This window comes from Methylobacterium sp. PvR107, assembly GCF_017833295.1.
Taxonomy (GTDB): domain Bacteria; phylum Pseudomonadota; class Alphaproteobacteria; order Rhizobiales; family Beijerinckiaceae; genus Methylobacterium.
Map to the genome: position 1 here is coordinate 1780143 of NZ_JAFIBW010000001.1, position 26010 is coordinate 1806152.

Consider the following 26010-nt stretch of genomic DNA (forward strand, 5'->3'; position numbering starts at 1 on the left):
TATAGAGACACAAGCAGACACATGAGACCGAACCCCGCATGACATTCGCCGACGGACCGCCCGCCCCGTCCCGCCGCACCGTGCTGGCCGGGGTTCTGGCCGCTGCCGCGGGATCGCTCCCGGCTGTCGCGCACGCGGCGGATCCGGACAAGGGACCGGCTCTCCCCGGTCCCGGCGAAGCTTTTGAGGCGAATACGCTCACCGATCTCGCCCGCGCCCGGGCCGCTGCCCCTTACGTCGGCCCCAAGACCGGCGACGTACCGGCAGTCCTGAAGGCCCTCTCGCGGGACGCCTATCAGGCGATCCATCCCGCGGAGGGGCGCGCGGTCTGGGCTGAGGAAGCGTTCGGCTACACGCTGGAGCCGCTCCTGCGCGGCGCGATCTTCGAGACGCCGGTCTCGCTCTATGTCGTGCAGGACGGGCTCGTGCAGCCGATCGCCTACGACAAGACGGCGTTCGTGGCCCCGGGGCTGAACCTGCCGGACCTCACGGCCGACACCGCCTTCTCGGGATTCCGCCTGCGCGCGCGCTTCGGCGACGGGGACACGCTCTCGGATTTCGCGCTGTTCCAGGGAGCCTCCTTCTTCCGGCTGGTCGCGCAGGGGCAGGATTTCGGCATCAATGCGCGGGCGCTCGCCCTGCGGCCCGCCGATGCCCGCGGCGAGGAGTTCCCGCTGTTCCGCGCCCTGTTCATCGAGACGCCCAAGCCTGGGCAACCGGTCGTGGTGCACGCCCTGGCCGAGTCGGAATCGGTGACGGCGGCGTTCAAGCTGATCCTCACGCCCGGCCGCGAGGTCTCGACGGCCGCGATCGACGGCACCGTCTTCGCCCGGGCCGAACTCGACCATATCGGGCTCGGGGGCATGCAGGGCAGCTACCTGTTCGGCCCGCTGGACCGGAACCACGTCGACGACCTGCGCGCAGCGGCCTTCTCGGTGGAGGGTCTCGCGATTCACAACGGCTACGGCGAGCCGATCTGGCGGCCGGTTCACAACCCCGAAGCGCTGCAGGTCTCAGCCTTCCTGGACCGGGGGCCTAAGGGTTTCGGGCTGATGCAGCGCGCGCGCGCCTACGACGATTTCCAGGACGATGCGCGACACTGGGAGCAACGCCCGTCGCTCTGGCTGGAGCCTCAGGACGATTGGAGCGAGGGCGCCGTGACGCTGCTCGAGATCCCGAGCGATTCCGAGCTGAACGAGAACGTCTTCGCCTACTGGCGACCGAAGGCGAAGCTGGCCAAGGGCGCCGAGATGCGCTTCCGGTGCCGGCAGCACTGGTCGAAGGGCTGGCCAGACCCGCTGCCGCCCGAGATTGCGCGGGTCCGCGACAGCCGCTGCGGCCGCGGCGCCTCCGGAACCCGCCGCTTGTTCGCGGTGGATTTCGAGGGCGCGACGCTCTTCGAGCCCGGAGACATCGACGTCGATCTCGGTGCCTCGGCCGGTACAATCACGCGGCAGGAGCGATTCCGCTATCCGGCGCGTAAGACCCTGCGGATCCTGTTTGAACTCGATCCCGGAAGCGAGCGTGCGAGCGAATTGCGTCTGGTTCTCCGCCGGGGACAGGCGCGGATCAGCGAGACGTGGCTTTACCGCTGGACGCCGTGACCGACCGCCGTCTCCAACCTCGAGGATCAGCCTCCACCGTGCCATTGGACGAGACAACATTTCCGACCGTGCTGCCCGCCGCCGGGCCTTCGGCAGAGGCCGGCTTGGCCACGGCCTCAGCCGGTTTCGGCCTGCCCTTCGAGGCGCCCCTGGCCATGCCGATCCAGGATCTGGCGCATTGGGATCCCGGGTCCGCCCGAAGGGCGGCACGCCCCGTGCGGGCACCGTGGCTGGCGCGCCTCGCGGTGTTCGGCGGCGCACTGGCGCTGACGGCCTACGGGGGTTGGCAGATGCTGGAGACGGTGTCGGTCTCGGGCAACCCGACCGGCCTGCAGCTCGTCTTGGTGGTCCTGTTCTGCCTGACCTTTTCGTGGATTACGCTCGCCTTCACCAGCGGGCTGCTCGGCTTCGTGATGCTGATGCGGCGCGAGCGAACCCCAGACCGTCCGGCCGCACTGCGGACCCGGACCGCAATCCTGATGCCGGTCTACAACGAGGCAACGGCGCGGACCTTCGCGGGCATCGAGGCGATGCGTGAGGCCGTGGATGCAACGGGGCTCGGCCAGCATTTCGACTGGTTTGTGCTCTCCGATTCGACGCAGGCCGACGCCTGGATCGCCGAGGAACGCGCCTTCCTCGACCTGCGCGAACGCCTCGGGCCGGAGGCACGCCTCTACTACCGGCATCGTCCGAAGAACCATCACCGCAAGGCCGGCAACATCGGCGACTTCGTCACCCGCTGGGGTGGGCACTACGACCACATGCTCGTTCTCGACGCCGACAGCCTGATGAGCGGTCCGGCGGTCGTCGCGCTTGCCGCCGCAATGGAGGCCGATCCCGATGCCGGCATCATCCAGACGCTGCCGCTGATCATCAACCGCAACACGCTGTTCGCCCGTCTTCAGCAATTCGCCGCCCGCATCTACGGACCGGTGATTGCCGCCGGGCTCAGCGCCTGGTCGGGTCGCGACGGGAATTACTGGGGCCACAACGCCATCATCCGCACCCGCGCCTTCGCGGAATCCTGCGGCCTGCCGGACCTCCTCGGCACGCCACCGTTCGGGGGCCATATCCTGTCCCACGATTTCGTGGAGGCGGCGCTCATCCGCCGGGCCGGATGGGCGGTCTACATGCTTCATCGGCTGCCGGGTTCCTACGAGGAGAGTCCGCCCTCGCTGATCGACGTCGCGATCCGCGACCGTCGCTGGGCACAGGGCAATCTCCAGCACGCCCGGGTGATCGGCGCCGCCGGGCTGCATCCGGCAACGCGGCAGCATTTCGCCACGGGAATCGCCGGATACCTCGCGTCGCCGCTGTGGCTGCTGCAGCTGCTCGTCGGTATCCTGCTGGTCCTCCAGACGGCTACGGAGCGGCCCGACTATTTTGCTGGCGCCGGATTCTCGCCGGTCTTTCCGCGGTTCGACCCCGTCCGCGCGCTCCAGCTGTTCGGGCTGACCATGGCGGTCCTGCTCGCGCCGAAGTTCCTGGGCCTGATCCTCGCTCTCCTCGACGGCCCGGTCCGGCGCGCCTGCGGGGGCGCCGGTCGGCTGGTGCTCTCGAGCCTCGTGGAAATCCTGCTCTCGGCGCTGGTCGCGCCCGTGGCGATGGTGATTCAGTCCGGCTCGGTCGTGAGCATCCTGCTCGGGCGCGACACGGGCTGGAACCCGCAGCGCCGCGACGACGGCACGATCCCGCTGCGCGACATCATCGCCCGGCACCGCTGGCACATGGCGCTCGGCCTCGTGGCGGGGATCGCGGCGTTCGCGATCGCCACCTCGCTGTTCCTCTGGATGAGCCCCACGATCGTGGGCCTCGTCCTGGCGATTCCGATCTCCTGGGCGAGCGGCCAGGTCGGCCTTGGCCTGGCACTCAAGGACAAACGCCTTCTTGCCACCCCGGAAGAGGCGACGCCTCCGGAGATCGCCGTGCGTGCCGGCGCGCTGGCCGCGCGTAATACCGCAAAGGGATACGACGAAGCCGACGCGCTGGCGGCGATCCATGCCGATCCCGATTTTGCGACCGCGCATGCGCGGATGCTGCCGATCGGCCGGCCACGACCGCGCGGTGCGATCGATCCGGACCAGACGTTGGCCACCGCAAAGATCTGCGAGGCGGAGACGGTGAGTGAGGCGCAGGTTTGGTTGTCGCCCAAGGAGCGCATGGCGCTGCTGCACGACCGCGCGCTCGTCGACCGGCTGACCCGCCTGACCTAGCGGACGGTCCTCGATCAACCATCTCAGCCGGCATCGGGCGAACGGCTCGGCGCCCGGCCGCAGGCCCGAGGGCGCGGACGTGTGCCACGCGCCGGATCCGTGGTGGCTCGCTTCTGCCGCCGCGAACCCCTTCCTTGGGATCTGGCTGGATTGCCGCCCGGAACCACGCGGCATGCTTGAGAGCTCCCAGGCGAGCCGCGGCGATGGTCGTCAGAAGCGATTAACCATTCGCGTCCTAGGCTCTGCCAGCCTTACCGCCAGCCGCTGATCGGACCTCCGCAATGACGTTGCTGCTCGCGTTCCTGCTTGTGCCGCTCGCCGCGGCGATCGTCCTCGCCCGCGGCGAGCCGATCCGCACAATCAGCTGCCTCGGTGCGATGGGTGTCGGTTGCGTCATCGCCTGCTGGAGCGTGATGAGCCTGATCCGCCAGCGGGCCTGAACCGAGCGGCCGGCCCGTCGCGGGCAGTCAGAGGAACCCCACCTGGCGCGTTCCGCCCGCCAGCGTGCGACCGGCCCGGGCTACAAGCTGGGAAAATGCCAGCGCGGCCGCCGTCGCCTGTGCACGGGATGGGAAGTTCCGCCGCGAGACGAGCACCGTCTCCGCGGTCTCGTTGACGAGAACCCAGGACCATCCCGACCGGCCGCTCTCGCGAATCTCGAATTGCACGGGATGCCTGCCTTCAAGCGACATGCAAGATGGGAACCTTGCGCCAGTCGATGACATCACGATGACACGATCAAACCAAGGTCAAGGCTCGGTCTGATCTGTGAATATCTGACGGTGATATGTTCTGGTTACACTCGATACAGCTCAGATGCGCTATCACCTGCTCAGTTCGTTGAATTGAACCGCGTTTATTGAAACCTGCCGTTGCGGAAACTGGGGCGGGACCTGCAGCGACGCGAGCTGATTGTCCACAAGATCCCGGTATGCGCGAGGTCGTGAAGGCTGCGGCGGATCTGCGCGACGGTCGGTGACCAGTTTGACGCGACCGCCTTGTTTCCGACGGCATGGCGGCTCAGGCAGAGCCTCGATCCAGCCGCCGCAGCCTTTGCCGGAGACCGCATGAAGCCCGTGAACGCGCTCATCGCCGAGGAACTCGGCGTCCGGGAAGCGCAGGTCGCCGCCGCAGTGGCGCTCCTCGACGGCGGGGCCACCGTCCCGTTCATCGCGCGCTACCGCAAAGAGAATACGGGCGGCCTCGACGACACCCAGCTGCGGGGCCTTGAGGAGCGGCTGTCCTATCTGCGCGACCTCACCGAGCGGCGCCGGGTCATCGTCGAGAGCATCACGGCGCAAGGCAAGATGAACCCGGCGCTCGCCGCGGCCCTCCAGGGCGCCGACACGAAGGCGCGGCTGGAAGATCTCTATCTGCCCTTCCGCCCGAAGCGGCGGTCGAAGGCTCAGACCGCCCGGGAGGCGGGGCTGGAGCCGTTGGCGCAGACCCTGCTGACACGGTCCGACAGGGCGCCCGAGCAAGAGGCCCGGCCGTTCGTCTCGATCGAACGCGGCGTACCGGATGTCGAGGCGGCGCTGGAGGGTGCCCGCGCGCTACTCGTGGAACGCTTCGCCGAGGATGCCGACCTCATCGGTCGTCTGCGGGCGGATTACTGGCGCGGCGGCCAGCTCGTCTCTACGGTTCGCAAGGGCAAGGCGACGGAAGGCGCGAAATTCTCGGATTATTTCGCCTGGAACGAGCGGATCGAACGGATGCCCTCGCACCGGATCCTGGCGATCTTCCGCGGCGAGCGCGAGGAGGTGCTGGACATCGCCTTCGCGGCCGAAGGCGAGGATTCACCCCCAGGCGCGCCCGGCCCATACGAACGCGCGATCTGCCACCGTTTCGCAATCGCCGCACGCGGCCGTCCCGGTGACGCTTGGCTCCTCGAAACGGTCCGGACCGCGTGGCGGACCAAGATCCGGACCGGGATCAAGCAGGACCTGCGCACCCGCCTGTTCGAGCGCGCCGAGGACGAGGCCGTGACGGTGTTCGCCGGCAATCTGCGCGACCTTCTCCTGGCTGCGCCGGCCGGCGGCCGCGCCACGATGGGGCTGGATCCGGGCTATCGGAACGGCGTGAAGGTCGCGGTGGCGGATTCGACGGGTCGGATCGTTGCCGTCGAGACCACTTACCCGCACGAGCCGCAGCGCCGCTGGCGAGAAGCCGTCACGGCGCTCGGGCGGCTGTGCCGCCTCCACAAGGTCGAGCTGCTCGCCATCGGGAATGGCACGGCCTCCCGCGAGACCGAACGGCTTGCTGCGGAGATCATCGCCGATAATCCCGATCTCCAGCTCTCCAAGGTCTCGGTGTCCGAGGCCGGCGCCTCCATCTACTCGGCCTCCGAGATCGCCGCCCGCGAATTGCCCGAACTCGACGTGTCCCATCGAGGTGCCGCATCGATCGCCCGACGCCTCCAAGATCCCCTCGCCGAGCTGGTGAAGATCGACCCGAAATCGATCGGCGTGGGCCAGTATCAGCACGATGTCAGCGAGACGAAGCTGTCGCGCTCGCTTTCGGCGGTCGTAGAAGATGCCGTGAACGCGGTCGGCGTCGACGTGAACACGGCCTCCCCGGCCCTGCTGGCCCAGGTGTCGGGCCTCGGCTCGTCTCTGGCTGCCCGGATCATCACGCACCGCGACGCCAACGGCCCGTTCCGGTCACGAGCGGCGCTGAAATCCGTACCGGGCCTGGGCCCGAAAACCTTCGAGCTGGCAGCGGGATTCCTGCGGATCCAGGGCGGCGACGACCCGCTCGACGCCTCCGGCGTTCACCCCGAGGCCTATCCAATCGTGCGTCGTATCCTGCAGGCGACGAAGAGCGATATCCGGGTGCTGCTCGGCAATACGGCAGCGCTCGGCGGCCTCAACCCCGAGACCTTTGTGGACGCACGATTCGGCCTTCCCACCGTGCGCGACATCTTCGCCGAGTTGGAGAAGCCTGGCCGCGATCCGCGCCCAGCGTTTCGGACGGCCAGTTTCCAAGAGGGCGTCGAGACGATCGGCGATCTCAAGCCGGGCATGCAGCTCGAAGGCGTGGTCACCAACGTGGCGGCGTTCGGCGCTTTCGTGGATATCGGGGTGCATCAGGACGGTCTGGTCCACATCTCGGCCATGGCACGCCGCCGGATCGCATCGCCTTCCGAGGTGGTCCGGGTCGGCGATGTCATCCGGGTCCTCGTGCTCGGCGTCGATGTTCCGCGCAAGCGCATCGCGCTGACGATGCGGCTCGACGATCCCGTCGAGCCGGCCGCGGGAACGCCGCGCTTGAATGAGGGCCGGACCGATCCGCGGCGGGATCGACCGGATGCGCGTGCGGACGCCGCGCCGAATGGACCGCTTGCCGAGGCGCTCCGGCGGGCCGCCGCCGCAGCGCCCCGGCGCCCGTGAAGGCCGAACGACACAGCGCAAATGGAAACGGCCGGGGCGATGCCCCGGCCGTTCCCGTTTTCGACGATGCCGCTCTTAGCGAAGCAGCTGCAGGATGCCCTGCTGCGCCTGGTTGGCCAGCGACAGGGCCGAGATGCCCAGCGACTGCCGGGTGGTCAGGGCCTGCGAGTTGGCCGCCTCCTGGTTGAGATCGGCCGAGGTGAGGTTCGACGATCCGGTATCCAGGATGTTGATCAGGTTCTTGCTGAAGTCCTGACGGTTCTGCACCACCGAGAGGTTTGAACCGAAGGCCGACGCATCGGTGCGCAACTGGCTTGAGGCCGAGGTCAGCGTGTTCAACGTCGAGTTGATGTCGCTGTTCAGCAGGAAGTTACCCTGACCGACGTTCGCTCCCGAAGTGCTGGTGATGGCGCTCAGATTGAGACCAGCTGAGGTCTCGTCGGTCGCAGTCACCTGCAGGTTCGAATTGCCCTTCGGATTGAAATTGATCGTCAGATTGTTGTTGGTGCCTTTTCCGGCGATCAGGTTCGTTCCGTTGAAGCTGGAGTCCTGAGCGAGCTGATCGATCTGCGTCAGCAGGCTGTTGTACTGCTGGGCAAGACTGTTGCGAGCCGACACGCCCGACACGCTCAGGTCGGCGCTTTGAGCGACCGAGGCGGCGGTAGCGCCGGTAGTTCCATACGTTGTGCCGGCAGCAGAGTTTCCTGCGAAACCGAGCGTCGTTTGGTCAGTCGACGTCTTGAACTCGACGTCAGCCTGGGCATTCATCACGATCTTCGTGCCGGTCGTGTCCTTCGTGAAGCTACCGGCACCTACAGCCGTGTTGAGCTTGGTGATGGCCTGGTCGATCGAGTCAGTGGTGGCCAGTGCTGCGGTCTTCAGGCTGCCGTTGACGTACATCGACACCGTGGTGGCGGTGGCCGTGCTGTAGGTGGTCGAAGCGGTACCCGTGGTGGTGATCTGCGTCGACAGCGCCTGGTTGGCGACCGACTTCGCCTGATCGACCAGCTTCTGGATCGAGGTGATGCCCTGGTTGGCCGCCTGGATCGCCTGGACGCCATTGGAGATGCCGTCGAGAAGATTCCCCAGGTCGCCGGACCGCTGGCTGAGGGATTGAGAGGTGAAGAAGCTGACGGGGTTATCGAGCGCCGACGAGACTTTTAGGCCGGTCGAGAGCCGGTTCTGCGTGGTCGCGGTCAGAGACGCCGTGTCCTGCAGGGAGAGCAGGTTCTGACGGGTGGCAGCAGTGAGAGTAACACCAGACATAGACACGATCCTTTTGATCGGGGAGCCGTCTTATTGGCGGCCAAACTGTTTTACCCTCCCTGGATTTCCGAGATCTTAATGCGATGCTCGAATGCTCGAGAGCTGAAGAACAAAATTAACAATTGCCTACGAAAAATACTAAGATGCTGCCTCGGCATCGACTGCGTCCCGCCGGGAGCACCTCGTTGCGCTCGTGTGTCCGACTCGCGCGTGCCTCTGCACGAGCGCGCCGTGCGGGTTGGTGCTTCCGGCCAAGCTCGCGCCGTGCCGTAAGCAGCGCCAAGCCCAGCTATCTACTCAGCCCGCCAGATCCTATCGCGCAAAGTCGTGGTCTACGCGCGAGACCGCGGCTCCGCTTTTCAGACGTTGCTTCCCGAGAGCCAAGTCCGCCACATTCCTCGGAAGGCATCGCCGACGTCCCGGGCTAGGCCGCGATGATCCATGAGCGGGCTTGACCGCATGCGCTCGCGCAGACCGTGCCGTATAGATCGCAGACGGTCGCGGTCGCGGCACAGATCTTCAGCGATCGCCACATAGGAATCGGCATCGTCGGCGATGAGCTCCGGAAGGCCGATTGCCGTGAGAACCAGTACCCCGTGCCGCGCGACGGCGTGCCGACCACGTAGTGCCACAATGGGCACGCCCATCGACAAGGTATCGAAGCTCGTGGTGCCGCCATTATAAGGATAAGGATCGAGCGCCACGTCCACTCGATTATAGAGCTCGTAGTACCCGCTGTTGACGCGCGGCTGATAAACAATTCGATCCATCGGCATGCCGGCCTTCGTCATGCGGTCATCGACGGTCCGCCGGACATCAGCATTCTCGATATCGCCGACGACCATGAACAACCGGGCATTAGGCACGGCGGACAGGATCCGCGACCAAGTTTGCAGCGCCTCGTCACTAATCTTGGTCAGCCGGTTGAAGCAGCCGAACGTCACATATCCGGCCTCCTCGAACGGTGCTCGGTCCCGTACCGGCGGAAGTTCACCGGGCCCCTCATAGGTCACCCAGACCTTAGGCAGCCGCCAGAGGCGCTCAGAGTGCAATGCCTCGGTGAGGCCGGGTGGGTCCGTGATAGCATCGGAGAAGCGGTAATCGATCGCGGCAAGGCCGGTCGTCGCCGGATGCCCGATCCAGGAAACCTGGATCGGCGCCGGTTTCCGCCCGAATACGAACAGGCGGTTGCCCGCGCTGTGACCCGACAGGTCAACAAGGATGTCGATCCGATCGCGCTCGATCAAGTCGGCCGCCTCGTCGTCGTCGAGGCCGAAGATGTTGTGCCACGCGTCGAACAATGGGCGCAGCCGGGCCGAAACCGCATCCTCGACCGGATGCGTCATGTAAGCGACCACATGGAGCTGCTGACTGTCGACCGCCTGCAGGTAGGGCTCGAAGAAACGGACCAGAGCGTGGTTGCAGAGGTCCCCCGAGACGAAGCCGACGCGCAGGGGACGATCCGGGTCACGATCGTTGGCGAAAGGCCGGCGGCGCAGGAGCGGATCCGCGAAGCGGCGGCCATAGGCGAACGCGTCGGCGGCATAGTCTTCCGGCGGGACCTCAGCGGAATAGAGCTTGGCGAATAAGCGGTTCGAGGCGACGAGCAGCCTCGACGGATCCAGGGCCAGCGCCTTGTCGAAAGCTTCAACCGCCTCGCCCAGACGACCAAGCGCGAGCAGGGCGCTGCCGCGATTGCTGTACGCTACGGCATTGGTCGCATCGAGGGCGATCGCCCGCGAGGCGTGCCGGAGCGCGTCGCCAAACCGGAAGCGGCGCTGATAGACCCCCGCGATGTTGGCATGGGCCATCGCGAGGTCATCGTCGATCTCCAGTGCTTTTTCCAAAGCGGAGATGGCGCCGTCGTGATCGCCTCGATTGATCAGAACGGTGCTGAGGCCATTGAAGAATAGCGGGTTCTGCGGCTCGCGCAGGAGCGCGATCCCGATCAGATCGGAGGCGCGTTCTAGCCTGTTCGTGAGTGCGGCAATCACTCCTGCGAGATATGTGGCGTGGCTGTGGTGGTCGTCGAGGAGGATGATGAGATCGAGCAGCGCCTCTGCCTCTTCCCATTTCTCCAATTGAAAGCGCCCCTCCGCCGCCGCGAAGGTGTGAGCGACAAAGGCCTTCGTGAGCGGCCGCGCCTCGGGGCCGAAATTCTGCGCCTTGTAGCGCTCCAGGATCGCGCGCGCGTCGGGCAGCCGCTCGGCGGCGAGCAAAGCCGAGGCCAGTGCGATCCAGTGCGCCGGCTTGTCGGGCGCTCCCCGAAGCGCCGTGACAAAGTGCGTGACGGCCTTCTCCGGCGCGGTCGCAGCGAGGAGCTGGCCCAACTCGTAATGCGCCTCCGGATGATTCGGCTCAGCACCGAGCACCCGGCTCAGACTGGCGCGCGCCCGCTCGGAGCGACCGGCCGCCCGGTGATCGCGGGCTTTCGCGAGACAGCGCTGTGCCAGACCGGATGATTCCGATCGGCCACCCCGCCCACTGTGATGATCGAGCATGACCTGAGCCCTCATGTGCCCAGGACCGTCGCCAAACCAGGGTTAAGGACGAGTAAAATTACCCGCGACTTACTGCTCAACGGCGCCGCTTTGACAGCGCCTTCGTGCATTCACTGAGCGTGAGATTGGCGCGATACGGTCGATCCGCGACATCGAACGGTCAAAACGCTTTCCTTCGTCGGCGCGGATGCGCGCCGACGCTGCGTGTCATTTGAGGCGTCGGGCCGCCGGCTCGCATATGCCTCGCCGCGCTCGTTACGGGCCGGAATCGCGGACACATCGCCGTCCAGAACAGGACCGACGTTACTCCATGGTCTCCACAGGTGCGGCGCCGAGCGCCTCCAGCCGCACACGATTTAGAATCCGCTGCCGGACCTGCGGTTCGGTTACAGTGTTCCACAGGTGAAGCAGCTCACACGTCATGCCGGATTCGGGAGCCTCGCCGTCAGGCAAGTAGAACACCTCGACGCGGCAGCCAATCACGGCCGCGATCTCGCCCAAGCGTCTGGCAGCGCTATCACTGGCGGCCATTGGCAGATCAATCCTGTTCCACAACGGGCGCCGCCACTAACATCCGGCCGGCGCCATAAACAAGTGATCGTTTTATACCAAATCTGATCATTCCATATCATGAGGCGGGCGCGACTGAGCTATCGCAAGTTGTGATTTAGGCGTTTTCCAGCGTGAACCGGCTCCCGTGCGGCATCCCGTCGAACGACAGTGGGTCGTCGGATCCGTTTTGTGGCAGGAGCAGCTCATCGCGCAAGGCCTCGGGGCAAGACGCGCAGCATCGCGGCAGACCGAAACGTAGACCGGACTGGCTGCAAGCGCGGTCGCCACGTGATCGAATGTAATGCGACACGACGGAGTCTTGTTTCGGTCCGGTTCTTAAGACATGAGCTGGAATAAGATACGGCCGTTAACTGGTCGTTAACACTTGCGTCCTAGCGAGAATCGGGCGGCCATCCAGCGAATGGGCTGCATAGCTCGAGTGAGCCACCGATGTTCGTTCTGGTAGCGGTTGGGATCAGCAGCGGCCTCCTTGCGGCAGCTGTGCTGGCGCCTGTCAGTTTTCTGGCAGCGGTGATGATTGCACCCCTCATATCAAGTGCCACAGCGATCCTTGCCTGTTTCCTGATCGCCTGGCGCAACACCGCAGAGACCGGGCAGCCTTCACAGCTCGATGCGCAGACCGACGCGATGGTGGTTGCACTCCGCGATGTCGCCCAGAAAGCGGCCGCCGTGTCACCCGCACCGCGCGTCGGATCGAGCCGCCGAAGCGCCATCAAGGTGGGCTGATATCGGTGCAGTTCCGGACCGCAGCGGGCAACGCGTCTCGCCGGGAGATCGGTCGCGCGTGAGCGCGGCAATCCCGAACGGTCCCGAGCAGTGCAGGATCGGTCAACTAACGCCACCGTTCCTTCGTGCAAGCCAGCAGGTAAACCGTGCGCATGCAGCGCTCCTGATCGACCTGCGAACGCGCACTCTTCATGCAGACATCCATCCCGGAGGTCAGCAGCAGGCGGTCGATGTCCCTCTTCGATTCACAGGTGAAGATCGGCTGGAACCCTTCGAACTGGCTCACCTGCCAGAAAATGGCGACGAAGGCCAAGAGACAGAACGCGCAGACCAGGATCTTGCTGTCGTAGAACCAGTGCCGGCGCTCGGCCGCCAGGGTGGCGCGGGTGCTCACCACTTGCCTGCCCCCGCAATCGGGAATGGGCCTCTGAGCCTTACGCCGCCCTTACAGCCGTCCCCGCAACCTGCAGAGCGCAGGCCGGCGTCAAGGCACGCCCGAGGCCGCGGCCGCTGGTGGAGGTCAGAGACTGTGCGGGCGGCGACCATCAATTCCTGCTTGCTCATGACCGGTGGCGGAGGACCAATCGTCGGGCATTTTCACTCATGATCAAGGCACACTTGCGGAACACACCGTGTTGACCGTCCGCTTGCCGGAAGCACCGCACGTGAACGCTTCGCCTATCGGAACTCCGCTCGGTTGCGGCATCACGATGACGTAACGCATTCCGGTTCCGTTCCGTCATCTCTGGGAGGTTGCCGGTGCGGCCTCGGATCGGCACAGACGGTCGGCGGAGAGGTGCCCCCTCCGAGCCTCGCGCCGTCGACCAACAGGTGCGAGCATGGCGCCCCCGAGTCCGCAAGCCGAGAAGGCGCACTGTGAAGCTCAGACCCGTCATCGCACTGAGCGCCGCCCTGGCGTTCGCAGGCCCGCTGTCGGCGCGCGCCGCCTGGACGGCATCCGAGGGCCGCCCGCTCTTCACCAACGAGGCCAATCCGCGCGGCTACAACTATGCCCCGAGCCTGATCACGGAGAACGGGACCACAGACATCTGGTGGTGCGGCCAGGGCAAGACCGACGTGATCTACCATCGGTCCTACAATGCGCAGACGGGCTTCTCGCCGGCTCAGATCGTATTCCAGCCGACCCCGGGCTCATGGAACCGCCAATACGTCTGTGATCCCAGCGTGATCAAAGGCAGCTTCATCAACCCGGCCGACGGGCAGCATTATGCCTACGCGATGTACTATTCGGGCGCCGACAATCTGCCGGGCAACAACAACCAGACGGGTCTGGCGTTCTCCAACGACAAGCTGACCTGGGTCGATTACCCATCACCGGTAATTGCCCCTCTCAACCCGGTCGTCGCACAGACAAACTACGGGGCCGGCCAGCCGGCGAGCTTCGCCGTCAGCGGCCAGCCGGGTCACTACGTCTTCGTCACCGACCTGACCGGGCCGCAGGGCGTGCCGGGCTTCGGAGACCTCTATGCGCGGCACACGGCCGACGGCGTGCATTTCGATGCGCCCGCCCGGGTGCCGAATCTCGCCACAGACGGCACGACGATCAATCCGAATTCCGACTTCGGATACGACGCGTCGTCGGGCGAGGTCTACGTGATCACCGGCCTGCCGGGGCGGGTTTGCGCGCAGGTTGCCTGCAAGGATCCGGCTCGCAATCCCGACCGCGAGACCTACCAGCTCGGCCTCTTCAAGATGCCGCTCAAGGCGCTGCTCAGCGGAAAGCCCGCGCGCTGGACGCCGTCCGGCTACCTGAACTCCGACGTCACCGGCTTCTACCTCAATCACAGCCCCGGTTTTCAGCGCGATCCGCACGGTAGCATCACGCCGTTCCTGCCGGAGATCACGGTCTATTATGCGGGCGGCGATCCCTACCCGGGCACGTGGCGGATCGCGACGGCGACGCAATCGGTTGCGCACGACCGCGCGCCGCTCAAGCGGTACCTCGGGCCGGGCGGACATTGGGTCACCACCGGGTACGCGGCACCGGATTTCGCGCTGGAGGCCACCCTGGGATCGCTGTTCCTCCTCCCGAGGCCCGGCGCCGCCAAGCTTATGAGCTGCGTCGCCGGGACCGATCATTTCCTGAGCCGGGATGCGCAATGCGAGGGGCAGACGCCCCTCGGCCAGACCGGCTACGTCTTCGAGACGCCGCAGCCCGCCAGTCACGCGCTGTTCCGCTGCAGGGCGGGCACGCACGACCACTTCGTGTCGCGCGACAAGGGCTGTGAGGGCCAGACCATCGAGGGCCTTCTGGGCTACGCCCTCGACTGAACCATAGATCGGCTCACGGCCTCACCGGCGGATGATCGGTCAGCGCAGAGGCCAGCGCCCAGAGCGGGAACAGCACCGGCGGCAGGTGCATGAGGCGCTGAAGCCGGCGAGCGCCGCTGCCCTGGCGTCATCCCGGGGTCGCGCAGCGGCGTCCGGGACCCAGAGCCGCCGGCGTGCCAGGATCCTGCAGCCGGCGGCGCTGCTGGATTGGCCGCCTTTGGCGTCTTCCTTCGGGGCCGGGCTCGCCTGCGGCGCCCCGGAATCACGGCGACATCATCACGCCTCGGACAGCGCGTCTGCAGGCCATTCTCAACCTCCGGAGCCGACCCGTTCGGCCGCGCAATTAGCGCACGAGGCAGGGGCGCTTGTTGTCGAAGGTCCAGCCGGGGATCAGCGCCTGCATGGCCTGCGCGTCGTCGCGCGCGCCGAGACCGTGCTTTTGGTAGAGCGCGTGCGCGGCCTCGACCTGCGGCCAGTCGATCTCGATGCCGAGCCCCGGACGCTCGGGCACCCGGACGAGCCCGCCGCGGATCTCAAGCGGCTCCTTCGTCAGACGCTGGCCGTCTTGCCAGATCCAGTGCGTGTCGATCGCGGTCACCCGGCCGGGCGCGGCGGCGGCGGCGTGCGTGAACATGGCGAGGGACACGTCGAAGTGGTTGTTCGAGTGCGAGCCCCAGGTCAGGTCGTGGTCGCGGCACAGCTGCGCCACCCGGACGGCGCCGGCAAGGGTCCAGAAATGCGGGTCGGCCAGCGGGATGTCGACCGACCCCAGCTGAATCGCGTGCCGCATCTGCCGCCAGTCGGTGGCGATCATGTTGGTGGCGGTCGGCAGACCTGTGGCCCGCCGGAACTCGGCCATGATCTCTCGGCCCGAGAAGCCCTCCTCGGCACCGCACGGATCCTCGGCGTAGGCGAGCACGTCGCCCTTGCCCTTGCACAACCGGATCGCCTCAGCCAGCCGCCACGCGCCGTTCGGGTCGAGGGTCACGCGGGCCTGGGGAAAGCGCTTGGCGATCGCCGTGACGGCCTCGATCTCCTGCTCGCCGGCCAGCACGCCGCCTTTCAGCTTGAAGTCGTTGAAGCCGTATCTGTCGTGGGCCGCCTCGGCCAGCCGGACCACCGCCTCGGGAGTCAGGGCTTCTTCGTCGCGCAGGCGCAGCCAGCCGTCGCCGGCCTCCGGTTCGCGGTACGGCAGATCGGTTCGGCGGCGGTCACCGACGTAGAACAGGTAGCCGAGCATCTCGACAGCGTCCCGCTGCTGGCCCTCGCCGAGCAGCGCTGCCACCGGCACGTCGAGGAATTGCCCGAGCAGGTCGAGCAGCGCCGATTCGACCGCCGTTACCGCGTGAATCGTGATGCGCAGGTCGAAGGTCTGGAGGCCACGGCCGGCGGCGTCGCGGTCGGAGAAGGTCTTGCGGATCGTGTTGAGGACCGCATTCCAGGCGCCGAGCGGCTGGCTGACCACGAGGGCGCGCGCCTCCTCGAGCACCCCGCGGATGCCCGCGCCGCCTGGCACCTCGCCGAGACCGGTGGCGCCGGTCGAGTCGGTCAGGACGACAAGGTTGCGGGTGAAGAACGGCCCGTGCGCGCCGCTCAGATTCATCAGCATGCTGTCGCGGCCGGCGACCGGGACGACCTTCATCTCGGTGACCACGGGGGTCTGCCGCGTGGCGTGACGGGTCGCGGCGTGATCGGTCTGCATGGTTCCTCCTGCGGTTGAGAGACGGGCCCGTCTTCGCGCGCGGGCTGCGCCTGCTGGATGATGCCCGGACTCGGCTGCGGCCAACCCGCCGGATGTCAGTGCGGGTCCAGATGGACCCGTCGGATCTCGCCGACCACGACGAGGTAGCAGAGCACCGCGATCAACGCGTTGGCGCCGACAAACACGAGGGCGCCCGAGAACGAACCAGTCTGCTGGACGATGTAGCCGATGGCGATCGGCGTGGTGATGCCGGCGGTGTTGCCGAAAGTGTTGAACAGGCCGCCCGACAGGCCGCCGCTCTCCCGCGGCGAAGTGTCGGCCACCACCGCCCAGCCGAGGGCGCCGATGCCCTTGCCGAAGAAGGCGAGCGCCATGAGCCCGACCACCACGGCGTCGGCCTGGACGTAGTTGCAGCCGATGATCGACATGGACAGCAGCATGCCGCCGACGATCGGGATCTTCCGGGCGGCGGTCAGCGAGAAGCCGCGTTTCAGGAGCATGTCGGAGATGAAGCCGCCGAGGAGACCGCCGGCGAAGCCGCAGAGCGCCGGAAGCACCGCCGCGAATCCGGCTTGGAGGATCGACAGGCCGCGCTCCTTCACGAGGTAGACCGGGAACCACGTCAGGAAGAAGTACGTCAGCACGGTGATGCAGTACTGCGCAATATAGATGCCGACCAGCATGCGGTTCGACAGGAGCTGCTTGATCGTGCGGCCCGCGTGGGACGTCGCGTTCCGGCTGCCGCCGTCCATGTCGACGAGGGCACCGCCGGCCTCGATGTAGTCGCGCTCGGCCCGGTTCACGGACGGGTGGTCCTTCGGGCCGTAAATGGTCTTCACCCAGACGAAGGCGAAGGCGATCCCGAGGGCACCCATCACCGTGAACACGTGGTGCCAGCCGAATGTGTGGACGATCCACGCCATGAGCGGCGTGAACAGCACGGTGGCGAAGTACTGCGCGGAGTTGAAGAACGCGGAGGCGAGCCCGCGCTCCGCGGCCGGGAACCACGCCGCGACGATGCGGGCGTTGGCCGGGAAGATCGGGGCCTCGGTGAGGCCGACCGCGAGGCGCAGGGCGAACAGCAGGATGACCGCGGTGAGGCCGGTGAAGAAGCCGATGCCGCCCTGAACCAGCGTGAAGGCCGACCAGAGGAAGATCGCCGCGGCATAGACCCACTTGACGCTGAAGCGGTCGAGAAGCCACCCGCCGGGGATCTGCGCCAGCACGTAGGACCAGGACAGCGCCGAGAAGACGTAGCCCATCTGGACGGGGGACAGGCCGAGATCCCTGGCCATGTCCGGACCGGCGATCGAGATCGTCGCGCGGTCGGCGTAGTTGATGGTCGTCGCGACGAACAGCATCAGGACGATGAGGAGGCGGACGCGGCTGCGTCTCTCGGCGACGACGCCGAGCGCAGGGCTCGTAGCACCGGTCATGAACGTTCTCCCTGAGAGGCGCCGCCCGGTCCGGTCGGACGGCTGCTGGCCCCGCCGTTGGCTCGGCTTGGTTTTTTTATGGGACCGTCGGTATGGCGCTCAGCGCCGGTCGCCGATGAGCGCCGTCAGCTCGGCCAGTTCCGCAGCGTCGAGATCCGTGAGCGGCGGCCGGACCGGGCCGGCCGCCCGGCCGACCGCGGTCATCCCGGCCTTGACGATCGAGACCGCGTAGCCGCGCTTGCGGTTGCGGAGGGCGATGTAAGGCAGGACGAAGGCACGCAGTTCGGCATAGACCGCGTCGCGGTCGCGCCGGCGCACGGCCTCGTAGAACCACAGCGCCCAGTCCGGCAGGAAGTTGAAGATCGCTGAGGAGTAGGTGGTAACGCCCATCTCAAGGTATGGCAGCGCGAAGGTCTCGGCCGTGGGCAGGCCGCCGATATAGGTGAGGCGATCGCCGAGGCCGGCATAGACCCGGGTCATCAGCTCGACGTCACCGACACCGTCCTTGAAACCGACGAGGTTCGGGCAGCGCTCGCACAGGCGTGCCAGGGTCTGCTCGTTCAACTGCGCATTGGCGCGGTTGTAGACGATGATCCCGAGCTTCGTGGCGCGGCAGACGGCCTCGACATGGGCGGCGAGGCCGTCCTGCTCCGATCCCACCAGGTAGGGCGGCAGTAGCAGCAGGCCGTCGGCTCCGGCGCTCTCGGCGGCCTTGGCCAGTTCGACCGCGATGGCCGTGCCGTGGCCGGCCGGCGCGATGACCGGCACCCGGCCGGCGGTCTCCTCCACAGCCGCGCGGAGCACGCGGTCGATTTCGGCTGGCGTGAGTGAGAAAAACTCGCCGGTGCCGCCCGCAGCGAACAGGCCGGCGACCCTGTGCTCGGCAAGCTGCGCGAGATTCCGGCGATAGGCCCCCTCGTCGAAGGCGAGATCCGCGCGGAAATGCGTGACGGGAAAGGAGAGCAGGCCGGAACCCAGAGCCTGCGCCATCTCGGCGGGCGTCATCTTGGACATTGCGCGGTCCTCCCGACCAGGCGTGCGCCTTGCTGATGTTGGCCGGGTCTCTACGGATGCTGGATTTGTGCGTCCAATGTTGATTTTGGCTGATTTATCCCAGATCTTGCATCAATGTTCGATCTGGGCCACGTCCGAAGCTTCGTCGCCGTCGCGGAAGAGATGCATTTCGGCCGTGCGGCCGCGCGACTGAATCTCTCGCAATCGCCGCTGTCCCGGCAGATCCAGGCCCTGGAGCAGTCCCTCGGGGTCACCCTCTTGGAGCGCACGACGCGCGCCGTCCGCCTGACGCCGGTCGGGCGCACCTTCCTCGCCGAGGCCTACAGGGTCCTGGCGGCGGCCGAGGGAGCCGCCCAGATCACCCGCCGGGCCGCCCAGGGCGAGAGTGGGCTGGTCCGCCTCGGCTTCACCGCGGCCTCGGCCTTCCGCGCCCTGCCCCGCTTGGTCGCGCAGGTCCGCACGATCCTGCCGGACATCGACCTCGTCCTGGAGGAGATGGTTTCGGAGGAGCAGATTCAGGCGCTCAACGGCAGGCGGATCGACTTCGCGTTGCTGCGCCCCTCCCCCGCCCTGCTGAGCGAGGACGGCTCGATCGCGACGGCCCTCCTGCTGCGCGAACGCCTTGTGCTGGCAGTGCCCACGGGCCGTCCGCTGGCGTCGGCCCGCCAACTCGGCATCCAGGCCCTCGACGGTCAGGCGCTGGTCACGTGGTCGCCGCGCGGTGGCCGCTACTTCGTCGAGTTGCTCGACCGCCTGTTCGAGGCGGCAAAGGTGCGGCCCCGGATCGTGCAGAGGGTCAACCAGGCGCATACCATGCTGGCGCTGGTCGGCGCCGGGCTCGGCGTCGCGCTGCTGCCGGAGAGCGTCCGCAGCATCCGCATGACCGGCGTGGTCCTGCGCCCGATCCGGCTGCCGACCTCCGCGCAACCGGAGCTGATGCTGGCCTGGCACCGCGACAACGAGAATCCCTGCCTTCCGACGGTCCGTGACGCGGCCCTCGGCCATGCTCGATCGTCCGACGCGACCGCGTGATCGGCACTCGCGTCTACGGCCATCGCGCGCAGTGGCGATTGAGCGAAATGGAAAGCGCCGCGATAGGGCCGATACGCTTTCGGCGCACAGCGGCCGGAGGCGGCCCTACCGCATCACCACCGGACCGCGCGTATGCGCCGAGTGATCAGGTCCGCGGGCCATTGGTGACACGCGCTTCGCGGCCTTGGCCATGCTCCGGACGGTTATCCTGCGCGGCTTCTATCCGACGCCTTTGAACCCCTGCGCGGCGGCGTCCGCCGGCTGTTCCGGCTCGGCTCGAAGACGGTGTGCGGCAACGAACGAGAAGCGACGCCGCAAGCTCAGGATCGGCCGTTCGATCAGGTGCCAGGACACCATCGCGAACAGGACGATGCACGGGAGCGCCATCAGCACTTGCTGAGACGTATTCCGCACCGGCACCACCGCAACCAGAGCCTGCTGGATTGGCCAGCCGTACAGGTAGATTCCGTAGGAGTAGTCGCCGCGTTTGAGCAGGGCGGGAACCCAGAGATCCGTCACGCCCAAGCAGACGGTGAGATAGATCAGCGATGGAAGGACCATGAGGTTCAGGAACGGATGGACCGGTACCGCCGTGACGGCCGTCAGGTCGCACGCACCGGCGACAAACACGATGCCCCCCGCCAGACCGATCAACCGCAGGTCGTAAGGCAGTCTGTAGCGGTATAAGTAGGCTGCGATGCCCAGCAGGAACGCCACGTAGAGGCGCGACGCCTTATCGACGAACACTTTGTCGGCCACGCGAACCGGGAGGGTGACGGGGTCACCGAAGGCGCCGAGGCCGATGACGAAGCCGAGCAGGATCACGGCGCCGGCCGCACCCAGCACGAGAGCCGGACGCCGCAGCAGGCCCGTCAGGACGCAGGCCGACATCAGCGCGTAGCAAGCGATCTCGTGCGGGATGGTCCAGAGCGAGCCGTTGACGACATCGGTGGGGTTGTGCGCGAACACGCCCGGCAAGGTGTAGATGATCAGGCCCAGGATATTGGCGAAGTAGCGGTAGGTCTGCGGGTCAGTGGCGTAGCGCGACAGGGGCAGGTCGGTGAACAGCGGCCCAAGCACCACTGCACTGAGCACGATCTCGACGGCCAGTGCGGGGATGATCCTGAGCGCTCTGTTGAGCAGGAAGTCCCGAAGCCGGAGCCGCAGCGCGCTTCCGGTAATCAGGAAACCCGAGAGCCCGAAGAAGGCTGCGATGATGCCGTAGCTGCCGAGTTCGAAGAAGCCGTCAACGCGGGTGATCTCGTTGTTCACGATCGCGCGCCCGTGCCAGACCACGACAGACACAGCCAAGACGATTCGCAACAGATCGAAGCCGGGGGCAAGGCCGCCGCGGCGGTCGAGAACAGATCCGACGGTTTGCATCCGCGCGTCCGGCCCCTGTGCTGTTGCCGCGCAGCCCTAGCACGTGAGACCTTGCCAAAATGCGCTGCCGGCCACGGTGCGTCGTCGGGCTCAAGGACGAGCGTGGGACTGGCTACCGACGCGACGGCTCCTCCTCGATCGCGGAACTGCATCCTGCGCTAGATCGTCTGAAGGGCGCCCGTCGCTTTCCAGCGCAGAGACGCTTCGATCGTGAGCGCCACGGTGGGCAAGACGTCCGGGAGCGCGTCGGGCCTGAACCCGGCGACCCTCAGGTTCTCGCCGCCATCGCTGGCCGCAGCGCCCGAGTCAGTCTGCGTCGTGGATTGAGGGCGAGCGGTGATCATCGCACCTCGACTACCGGCTGTCGGGCCTCGGCCGGGCGATGCGGGGTGAGCAACAGCCTGAGCTTGTCCATGTAGAGATAGACGACGGGCGTGGTGAACAGCGTCAGGGCCTGGCTGACCGCGAGGCCGCCGACGATGGCGTAGCCGAGAGGCTGGCGGATCTCCGAGCCGGTGCCGGTGCCGAGCATGAGGGGAACGCCGCCGAGCAGCGCGCACAGCGTCGTCATCAGGATCGGGCGGAAGCGCAGCAGGCACGCCTCGTGGATGGCCGCCTCGGGGGATTTGCCGCCCTCGCGCTCCGCCACGATGGCGACGTCGACCAGCATGATGCCGTTCTTCTTGACGATGCCGATGAGCAGGATGATCCCGATGATGCCGATCATGTCGAGCGGTCGGCCGACCAGCATCAGCGTCGCCAACGCGCCGAGGCCGGCCGAGGGCAGCGTCGACAGGATGGTCAGCGGGTGGATCGTGCTCTCGTAGAGCACGCCCAGGATCACGTAGACCGCGAACAGGGCGGCCAGAATCAGCGGCGGCGTCGAGCCGAGCGAGGTCTGGAAGGCCTGGGCGTTGCCCTGGAACGCGGTGGCCACCGAGGACGGCATGTGCAGGTCGGCGGCCGCCTTCTGCACCGCCGCGACCGCCGCCCCGATGGTAGCGCCCGGGGCGAGGTTGAAGCTCAGCGTCACGGACGGGAACTGGCCCTGGTGGTTGACCACCGCCGGCATCGTGCCGGTCTCGATCTTCGCGATCTGGCTGAGCGGCACGGAGGTGTCGTTCTGCGAACGGACGTAGATCCGCTGCAGGGCGTTGGGCCCGAGCTGGTAGTGCGGATCGACTTCCAGGATGACGTAGTAGTAGTTCAGCGGCAGGTAGATGCGCGCGACGTGGCGCTGGCCGAAGGCGTCGTAGAGGGTGTTGTCGACGGCGGCGGGGTCGATGCCGAGGCGCGAGGCGGCCGTGCGGTCCACCACGACGTTGAGCATCCGCGCAGAGGATTGCTGGTCGCTCGCGACCGCGGTGAGCTCGGGCAGCTTCCGCAGCGCGTCGAGCAGCTTCGGGCCGTAGAGGTCGAGCTCCGACAAGTCGATGTCGGTCATCGTGAATTGGTATTGCGTCTTCGAGACGACGGCGCCGATGGTGATGTCCTGGGCGGCCTGCATGTAGACCTTCATGCCCTGGACCTGGTCGAGGGCCTTCGACAGGCGGGCGATGACCTGATCGGCCGTGACGTTCCTCTGCTCGCTCGGCTTGAGGCTGATGAACACGCGGCCGTTATTCTCGGTCACGGTCGGGCCGCCGGGGCCGATGTAGCCGGCCACGTCGGCCACCGCCGGATCCCTCATGATGATGCCGAGGATGCCCTGCTGGCGCTGTTTCATGCCCTCGGGCGAAACGTCCTGGGCCGCCTCGCTGATGCCGACGATGAGCCCGGTGTCCTGCTGCGGGAAGAAGCCCTTGGGGATCGTCCAGAACAGGTAGCCGGTGAGAACGATGGTGCCGAAGAAGGTCAGCAGCGTGAGGAAGCGGTGGCGCAGGGCGATCGTCAGGCCGTCGTCGTAGCGCGCCGTCAGCAAGGTGAAGAAGCCCTCCAGCCAGCGCGAGACGCGACCCGGGGCCTGCTCCTCGTGGCCCGGCAGGAGCCGGGCGCACATCATCGGCGTCAGCGTCAGCGACACGACCACCGAGACGAGGATCGAGACGGCCACGGTCACCGCGAACTCGCGGAACATCAGGCCGACGATGCCGCCCATCAGGAACAGCGGGATGAACACGGCGACGAGGGAGATGGAAATCGACAGGATCGTGAAGCCGATCTCGCCCGCCCCGTCGAGCGCCGCCTGCATCGGGCTGGCGCCCTCCTCGATGTGGCGGACGATGTTCTCGACCATGACGATGGCGTCGTCGACCACGAAGCCGATGGCAATGGTCAGCGCCATCAGCGACAGGTTGTCGAGGCTGTAGCCCAGCACGTACATGACCGCGAATGTGCCCACGAGGGAGATCGGCACCGACACGGCGGGGATCACGGTCGCCCAGAGCCTGCGCAGGAACAGCGCGATCACGCCGACCACGAGCGCGATGGTCAGGAGCAGCGTGAACTGCACGTCCTTGACGCTGGCCTGGATGGTCTGGGTCCTGTCCGAGGTGATCCTCACGTCGATGCCCGGCGGCAGCGAGGCCCGGAGCTGCGGCAGGGCCTTCTTGATGGCCGCCACCGTCGCGATGACGTTGGCCCCGGGCGCCCGCTGCACGGCGAGTGCCACGGCCGGCTTCTCGCCCACCCAGCCGGCGATGGTCACGTCCTGGGGCGCCTTGACCGCGCGCCCGATGTCGCGGACCCGGATCGGCGCCCCGTCGCGATAGGCCACAATGGCGTCCTCGAAGCCGGCGGCCGTCGTGAGCTGATCGTTGCTCTGCAGGGCCACGGCCTGCTGGCCGCCGTAGAGCTGCCCCTTGGGCTGCAGCACCGTCAGGTTCGAGAGCGCGGTGCGGACCGTCTCGAAATCGAGGTTCTCGGCCGCGAGCTGGGCTGGGTTGACCTGGATGCGGATGGCCGGACTCTGCAGGCCACCGATGCCGACGAGGCCGACGCCGGGGACCTGAGAGATCTTCTGGGCCATGAGCGAGGAGGCGTAGTCGCTCACGGTCGTGATCGGGAACACGTCCGAGGACATCGCGATCAGCAGGATCGGCACGTCGGCCGGGTTGGTCTTGCGGTAGGTCGGCGGATTGAGGAGCGCCGCCGGCAGCTGACTCTGCGTGGCGTTGATGGCGGCCTGCACGTCCGAAGCGACCGAGTCGATGGTCCGGCTCCGGTCGAATTGCAGCGAGACCTGGGTGAAGCCCGTGCCGCTGCTCGACGTCATCTGGGTCAAGCCGGGGATCTGGCCGAACTGGCGTTCGAGCTGGGTCGCCACCGAGGAGGCAACCGTCTTCGGGTCGGCGCCCGGCAGTTGGGCCGTGACCTGGATCGTCGGCGAGTCGACGTTCGGGAGCGAGGCGACCGGCAGGAGCGTGTAGCTGATCGCGCCGAGCACGACGACGGCGAGCATGAGCAGGCTGGTGGCGATGGGCCGCCGGATGAAGCCGGATGAGATGTTCACGGCAGCATCCCCGCCGAGGCCGTGGAAGTGTCGGGCACGTGGTCGGGCGATGCGGGCGTGATCCGCGTGCCGGGCTTCAGCCGGTACTGTCCCTGGACCACGACCGTCTCGCCGTCCCTCAGGCCCTCCGCGACCAGCGCGACGCCGCGGGTGCGCTGCTTGACCTTCACCGGCCGGACCGCGACGGTGTCGTCCGCCCCGACCACGTAGACGAACTGGCCCTTGTCGCTGACCTGCAGGGCGTTCGTCGGGATCGTCAGCGCCCCCTTCTCAACCGAGGTGGTCACCGCGGCGTTGACGAAGCTGCCGGCCCAGAGCTGGCGCTCGGAATTCGGGAAGACCGCCTTGAGCTGCACGGTGCCGGATTTCGGGTCGGCCTGGTTGTTGATGAGCAGCAGCGTGCCGGTGTCGAGCTTTCGGTCGCCGGACTGGTCGTAGGCGGTCGCCGCGACGGGGCCTCGGCCAAGGGCTGCCTGCACGGCCGCAATGTCACTCGTGGGCAGGGTGAACAGCACGCTGATCGGCTGGACCTGAGTCAGGACGACGATGCCGCCAGCATCCGTGGGATTGACGATGTTGCCGACGTCGACCCGTCGGATGCCGGTTACGCCGTCGAAGGGCGCGCGCAGCGTCGTGAAGTCGAGTTCGGTCTGCGCGTAGTCGATGGCGGCCTGGTCGCCCTTCAGCGCGCTCTCGGTCTGCGCGATCATCGCGCGCTCGCTCACGACCTGCTGGTCGGTCGCGAAGCCTTTCTGCAGGAGAGGCTCGTTGCGGGCGAGGTTGGTCTTCTGGTTGGTGAGGAGCGCTTGGTCCTTGGCGAGTTGCGCCTGCGCCTGTTCGAGACGGGCCTGATAGATGCGCGGGTCGATCCGGGCGAGCACGTCGCCGCGCCGGACGAACCGGCCCTCCTCGAAATCGGCGCTCTGAAGGTATCCGGTGACCTGGCTGCGGATGGTCGCGACGTTGAGCGCGTTCACCGTCCCCACGCCCGTCAGGATGATGGGCACGTCCTGCTTCCGCACGGCGGCCGTCACGACCGGGACCGGTGCCGGGGCGCCGGCGTCCGGGGCGGGCCGGGGCGCCCCCTCGTGGCGATAGGCGGCGACGCCGACGGACCCCAGGACCAGGACGGCGACCGTGACCTTCCAGAGACCGTGGCGCGGGGACCGCGGGGCTTGTCCCTCGGTCGAGGATGCGGGCGTGCCCATCATCGTGCGGCTCCCGATCGACGCAGGACGCTCTCGACGAGGATCCCCGCGAGGCCGCAAATAAGCAGGACCGCCATCCAGGGGCGCGGTTGCGGCACCGAAGCGGCGAGCAGCCAGACAAGGGCGATCCAGCCCAGAACGGCGGGGGCCAGAGCGACGTCTTCGACGACGAGGCCGAGAAGTTCGCGGGCGACGGCTTTGACGGCGTTCATGGCGGATT

19 protein-coding genes are annotated in these 26010 nt (G+C 67.1%); 7 read left to right on the forward strand and 12 right to left on the reverse strand.

All coding sequences use genetic code 11. The features are described from left to right. Nucleotides 1-38 precede the first annotated feature (38 nt). From JOE48_RS08240 to JOE48_RS08250, 3 genes are all read left to right on the forward strand, one after another. Nucleotides 39-1604, forward strand: a complete 1566-nt coding sequence (locus JOE48_RS08240) for a glucan biosynthesis protein D (RefSeq protein ID WP_210029129.1) — start codon at nt 39-41, stop codon at nt 1602-1604. Nucleotides 1605-1708: 104 nt separating this feature from the next. Continuing rightward, nucleotides 1709-3817 (forward strand): glucans biosynthesis glucosyltransferase MdoH, encoded by a 2109-nt coding sequence (mdoH, locus tag JOE48_RS08245; protein WP_280921305.1) that lies wholly within the window; start codon nt 1709-1711, stop codon nt 3815-3817. Nucleotides 3818-4098: 281 nt separating this feature from the next. Continuing rightward, the gene (locus tag JOE48_RS08250; protein ID WP_210029131.1) at nt 4099-4257 is read left to right on the forward strand and encodes a hypothetical protein; all 159 of its coding nucleotides are present in this window, start codon (nt 4099-4101) and stop codon (nt 4255-4257) included. Nucleotides 4258-4284: 27 nt separating this feature from the next. Here the strand turns inward: JOE48_RS08250 and JOE48_RS30195 are convergent, their stop codons facing one another. Next, entirely contained in the window at nt 4285-4485 is a 201-nt protein-coding gene (locus JOE48_RS30195) for a hypothetical protein (RefSeq protein WP_312893412.1), read from the reverse strand. A 399-nt stretch (nt 4486-4884) separates the two neighbouring features. Between JOE48_RS30195 and JOE48_RS08255 the strand changes: the two genes are divergently transcribed. Further along, nucleotides 4885-7206, forward strand: a complete 2322-nt coding sequence (locus JOE48_RS08255; protein WP_210029132.1) for a Tex family protein — start codon at nt 4885-4887, stop codon at nt 7204-7206. A gap of 75 nt (nt 7207-7281) precedes the next feature. On the opposite strand, the gene JOE48_RS08260 is transcribed toward JOE48_RS08255, so the two are convergent. The 3 genes from JOE48_RS08260 to JOE48_RS08270 form a co-directional block, all read right to left on the reverse strand. Then, nucleotides 7282-8472, reverse strand: a complete 1191-nt coding sequence (locus tag JOE48_RS08260; RefSeq protein WP_210029133.1) for a flagellin — start codon at nt 8470-8472, stop codon at nt 7282-7284. A 359-nt stretch (nt 8473-8831) separates the two neighbouring features. Further along, nucleotides 8832-10973 carry a tetratricopeptide repeat protein gene (locus JOE48_RS08265; protein ID WP_210029134.1) on the reverse strand — a complete coding sequence of 714 codons (2142 nt, stop codon included), beginning with the start codon at nt 10971-10973 and terminating at the stop codon, nt 8832-8834. 303 nt (nt 10974-11276) lie between these two features. After that, nucleotides 11277-11504: a hypothetical protein gene (locus JOE48_RS08270; protein ID WP_210029135.1), complete on the reverse strand. Its 228-nt coding sequence runs from the start codon at nt 11502-11504 to the stop codon at nt 11277-11279. A 471-nt stretch (nt 11505-11975) separates the two neighbouring features. Between JOE48_RS08270 and JOE48_RS08275 the strand changes: the two genes are divergently transcribed. Continuing rightward, the gene (locus JOE48_RS08275) at nt 11976-12272 is read left to right on the forward strand and encodes a hypothetical protein (protein ID WP_210029136.1); all 297 of its coding nucleotides are present in this window, start codon (nt 11976-11978) and stop codon (nt 12270-12272) included. A gap of 106 nt (nt 12273-12378) precedes the next feature. Here the strand turns inward: JOE48_RS08275 and JOE48_RS08280 are convergent, their stop codons facing one another. Continuing rightward, nucleotides 12379-12666, reverse strand: coding sequence for a hypothetical protein (locus tag JOE48_RS08280; RefSeq protein ID WP_210029137.1), 288 nt, complete (start codon nt 12664-12666; stop codon nt 12379-12381). A 482-nt stretch (nt 12667-13148) separates the two neighbouring features. Here JOE48_RS08280 and JOE48_RS08285 point away from each other — a divergent pair, with 482 nt between their 5' ends. Then, entirely contained in the window at nt 13149-14564 is a 1416-nt protein-coding gene (locus tag JOE48_RS08285; RefSeq protein ID WP_210029138.1) for a hypothetical protein, read from the forward strand. Between the two features lie 343 nt (nt 14565-14907). On the opposite strand, the gene gudD is transcribed toward JOE48_RS08285, so the two are convergent. The 3 genes from gudD to kdgD all read right to left on the reverse strand — a co-directional run bounded on the left by gudD (nt 14908) and on the right by kdgD (nt 18716). Then, nucleotides 14908-16266, reverse strand: coding sequence for a glucarate dehydratase (gudD, locus tag JOE48_RS08290; protein WP_210029139.1), 1359 nt, complete (start codon nt 16264-16266; stop codon nt 14908-14910). A 95-nt stretch (nt 16267-16361) separates the two neighbouring features. Continuing rightward, complete coding sequence (locus tag JOE48_RS08295; protein WP_210029140.1) at nt 16362-17702, reverse strand: MFS transporter; 1341 nt, start codon at nt 17700-17702, stop codon at nt 16362-16364. Between the two features lie 99 nt (nt 17703-17801). Further along, nucleotides 17802-18716 (reverse strand): 5-dehydro-4-deoxyglucarate dehydratase, encoded by a 915-nt coding sequence (gene kdgD, locus JOE48_RS08300; protein WP_210029142.1) that lies wholly within the window; start codon nt 18714-18716, stop codon nt 17802-17804. Nucleotides 18717-18830: 114 nt separating this feature from the next. Between kdgD and JOE48_RS08305 the strand changes: the two genes are divergently transcribed. Further along, nucleotides 18831-19748 carry a LysR family transcriptional regulator gene (locus tag JOE48_RS08305; RefSeq protein ID WP_210029144.1) on the forward strand — a complete coding sequence of 306 codons (918 nt, stop codon included), beginning with the start codon at nt 18831-18833 and terminating at the stop codon, nt 19746-19748. A 219-nt stretch (nt 19749-19967) separates the two neighbouring features. Here JOE48_RS08305 and JOE48_RS08310 read toward each other — a convergent pair whose 3' ends face one another. From JOE48_RS08310 to JOE48_RS08325, 4 genes are all read right to left on the reverse strand, one after another. Beyond that, nucleotides 19968-21131, reverse strand: a complete 1164-nt coding sequence (locus JOE48_RS08310) for an acyltransferase (protein ID WP_210029146.1) — start codon at nt 21129-21131, stop codon at nt 19968-19970. 340 nt (nt 21132-21471) lie between these two features. Beyond that, complete coding sequence (locus tag JOE48_RS08315; RefSeq protein WP_210029147.1) at nt 21472-24582, reverse strand: efflux RND transporter permease subunit; 3111 nt, start codon at nt 24580-24582, stop codon at nt 21472-21474. Continuing rightward, nucleotides 24579-25793 (reverse strand): efflux RND transporter periplasmic adaptor subunit, encoded by a 1215-nt coding sequence (locus JOE48_RS08320; protein ID WP_245252756.1) that lies wholly within the window; start codon nt 25791-25793, stop codon nt 24579-24581. The genes JOE48_RS08315 and JOE48_RS08320 overlap by 4 nt, the downstream gene beginning before the upstream one ends. Further along, on the reverse strand, nt 25790-26002 hold the full coding sequence (locus JOE48_RS08325; RefSeq protein ID WP_210029148.1) for a hypothetical protein: 213 nt from the start codon (nt 26000-26002) through the stop codon (nt 25790-25792). Before JOE48_RS08325 ends, JOE48_RS08320 begins: the two co-directional genes overlap by 4 nt. Between the last annotated feature and the right edge of the window lie 8 nt (nt 26003-26010).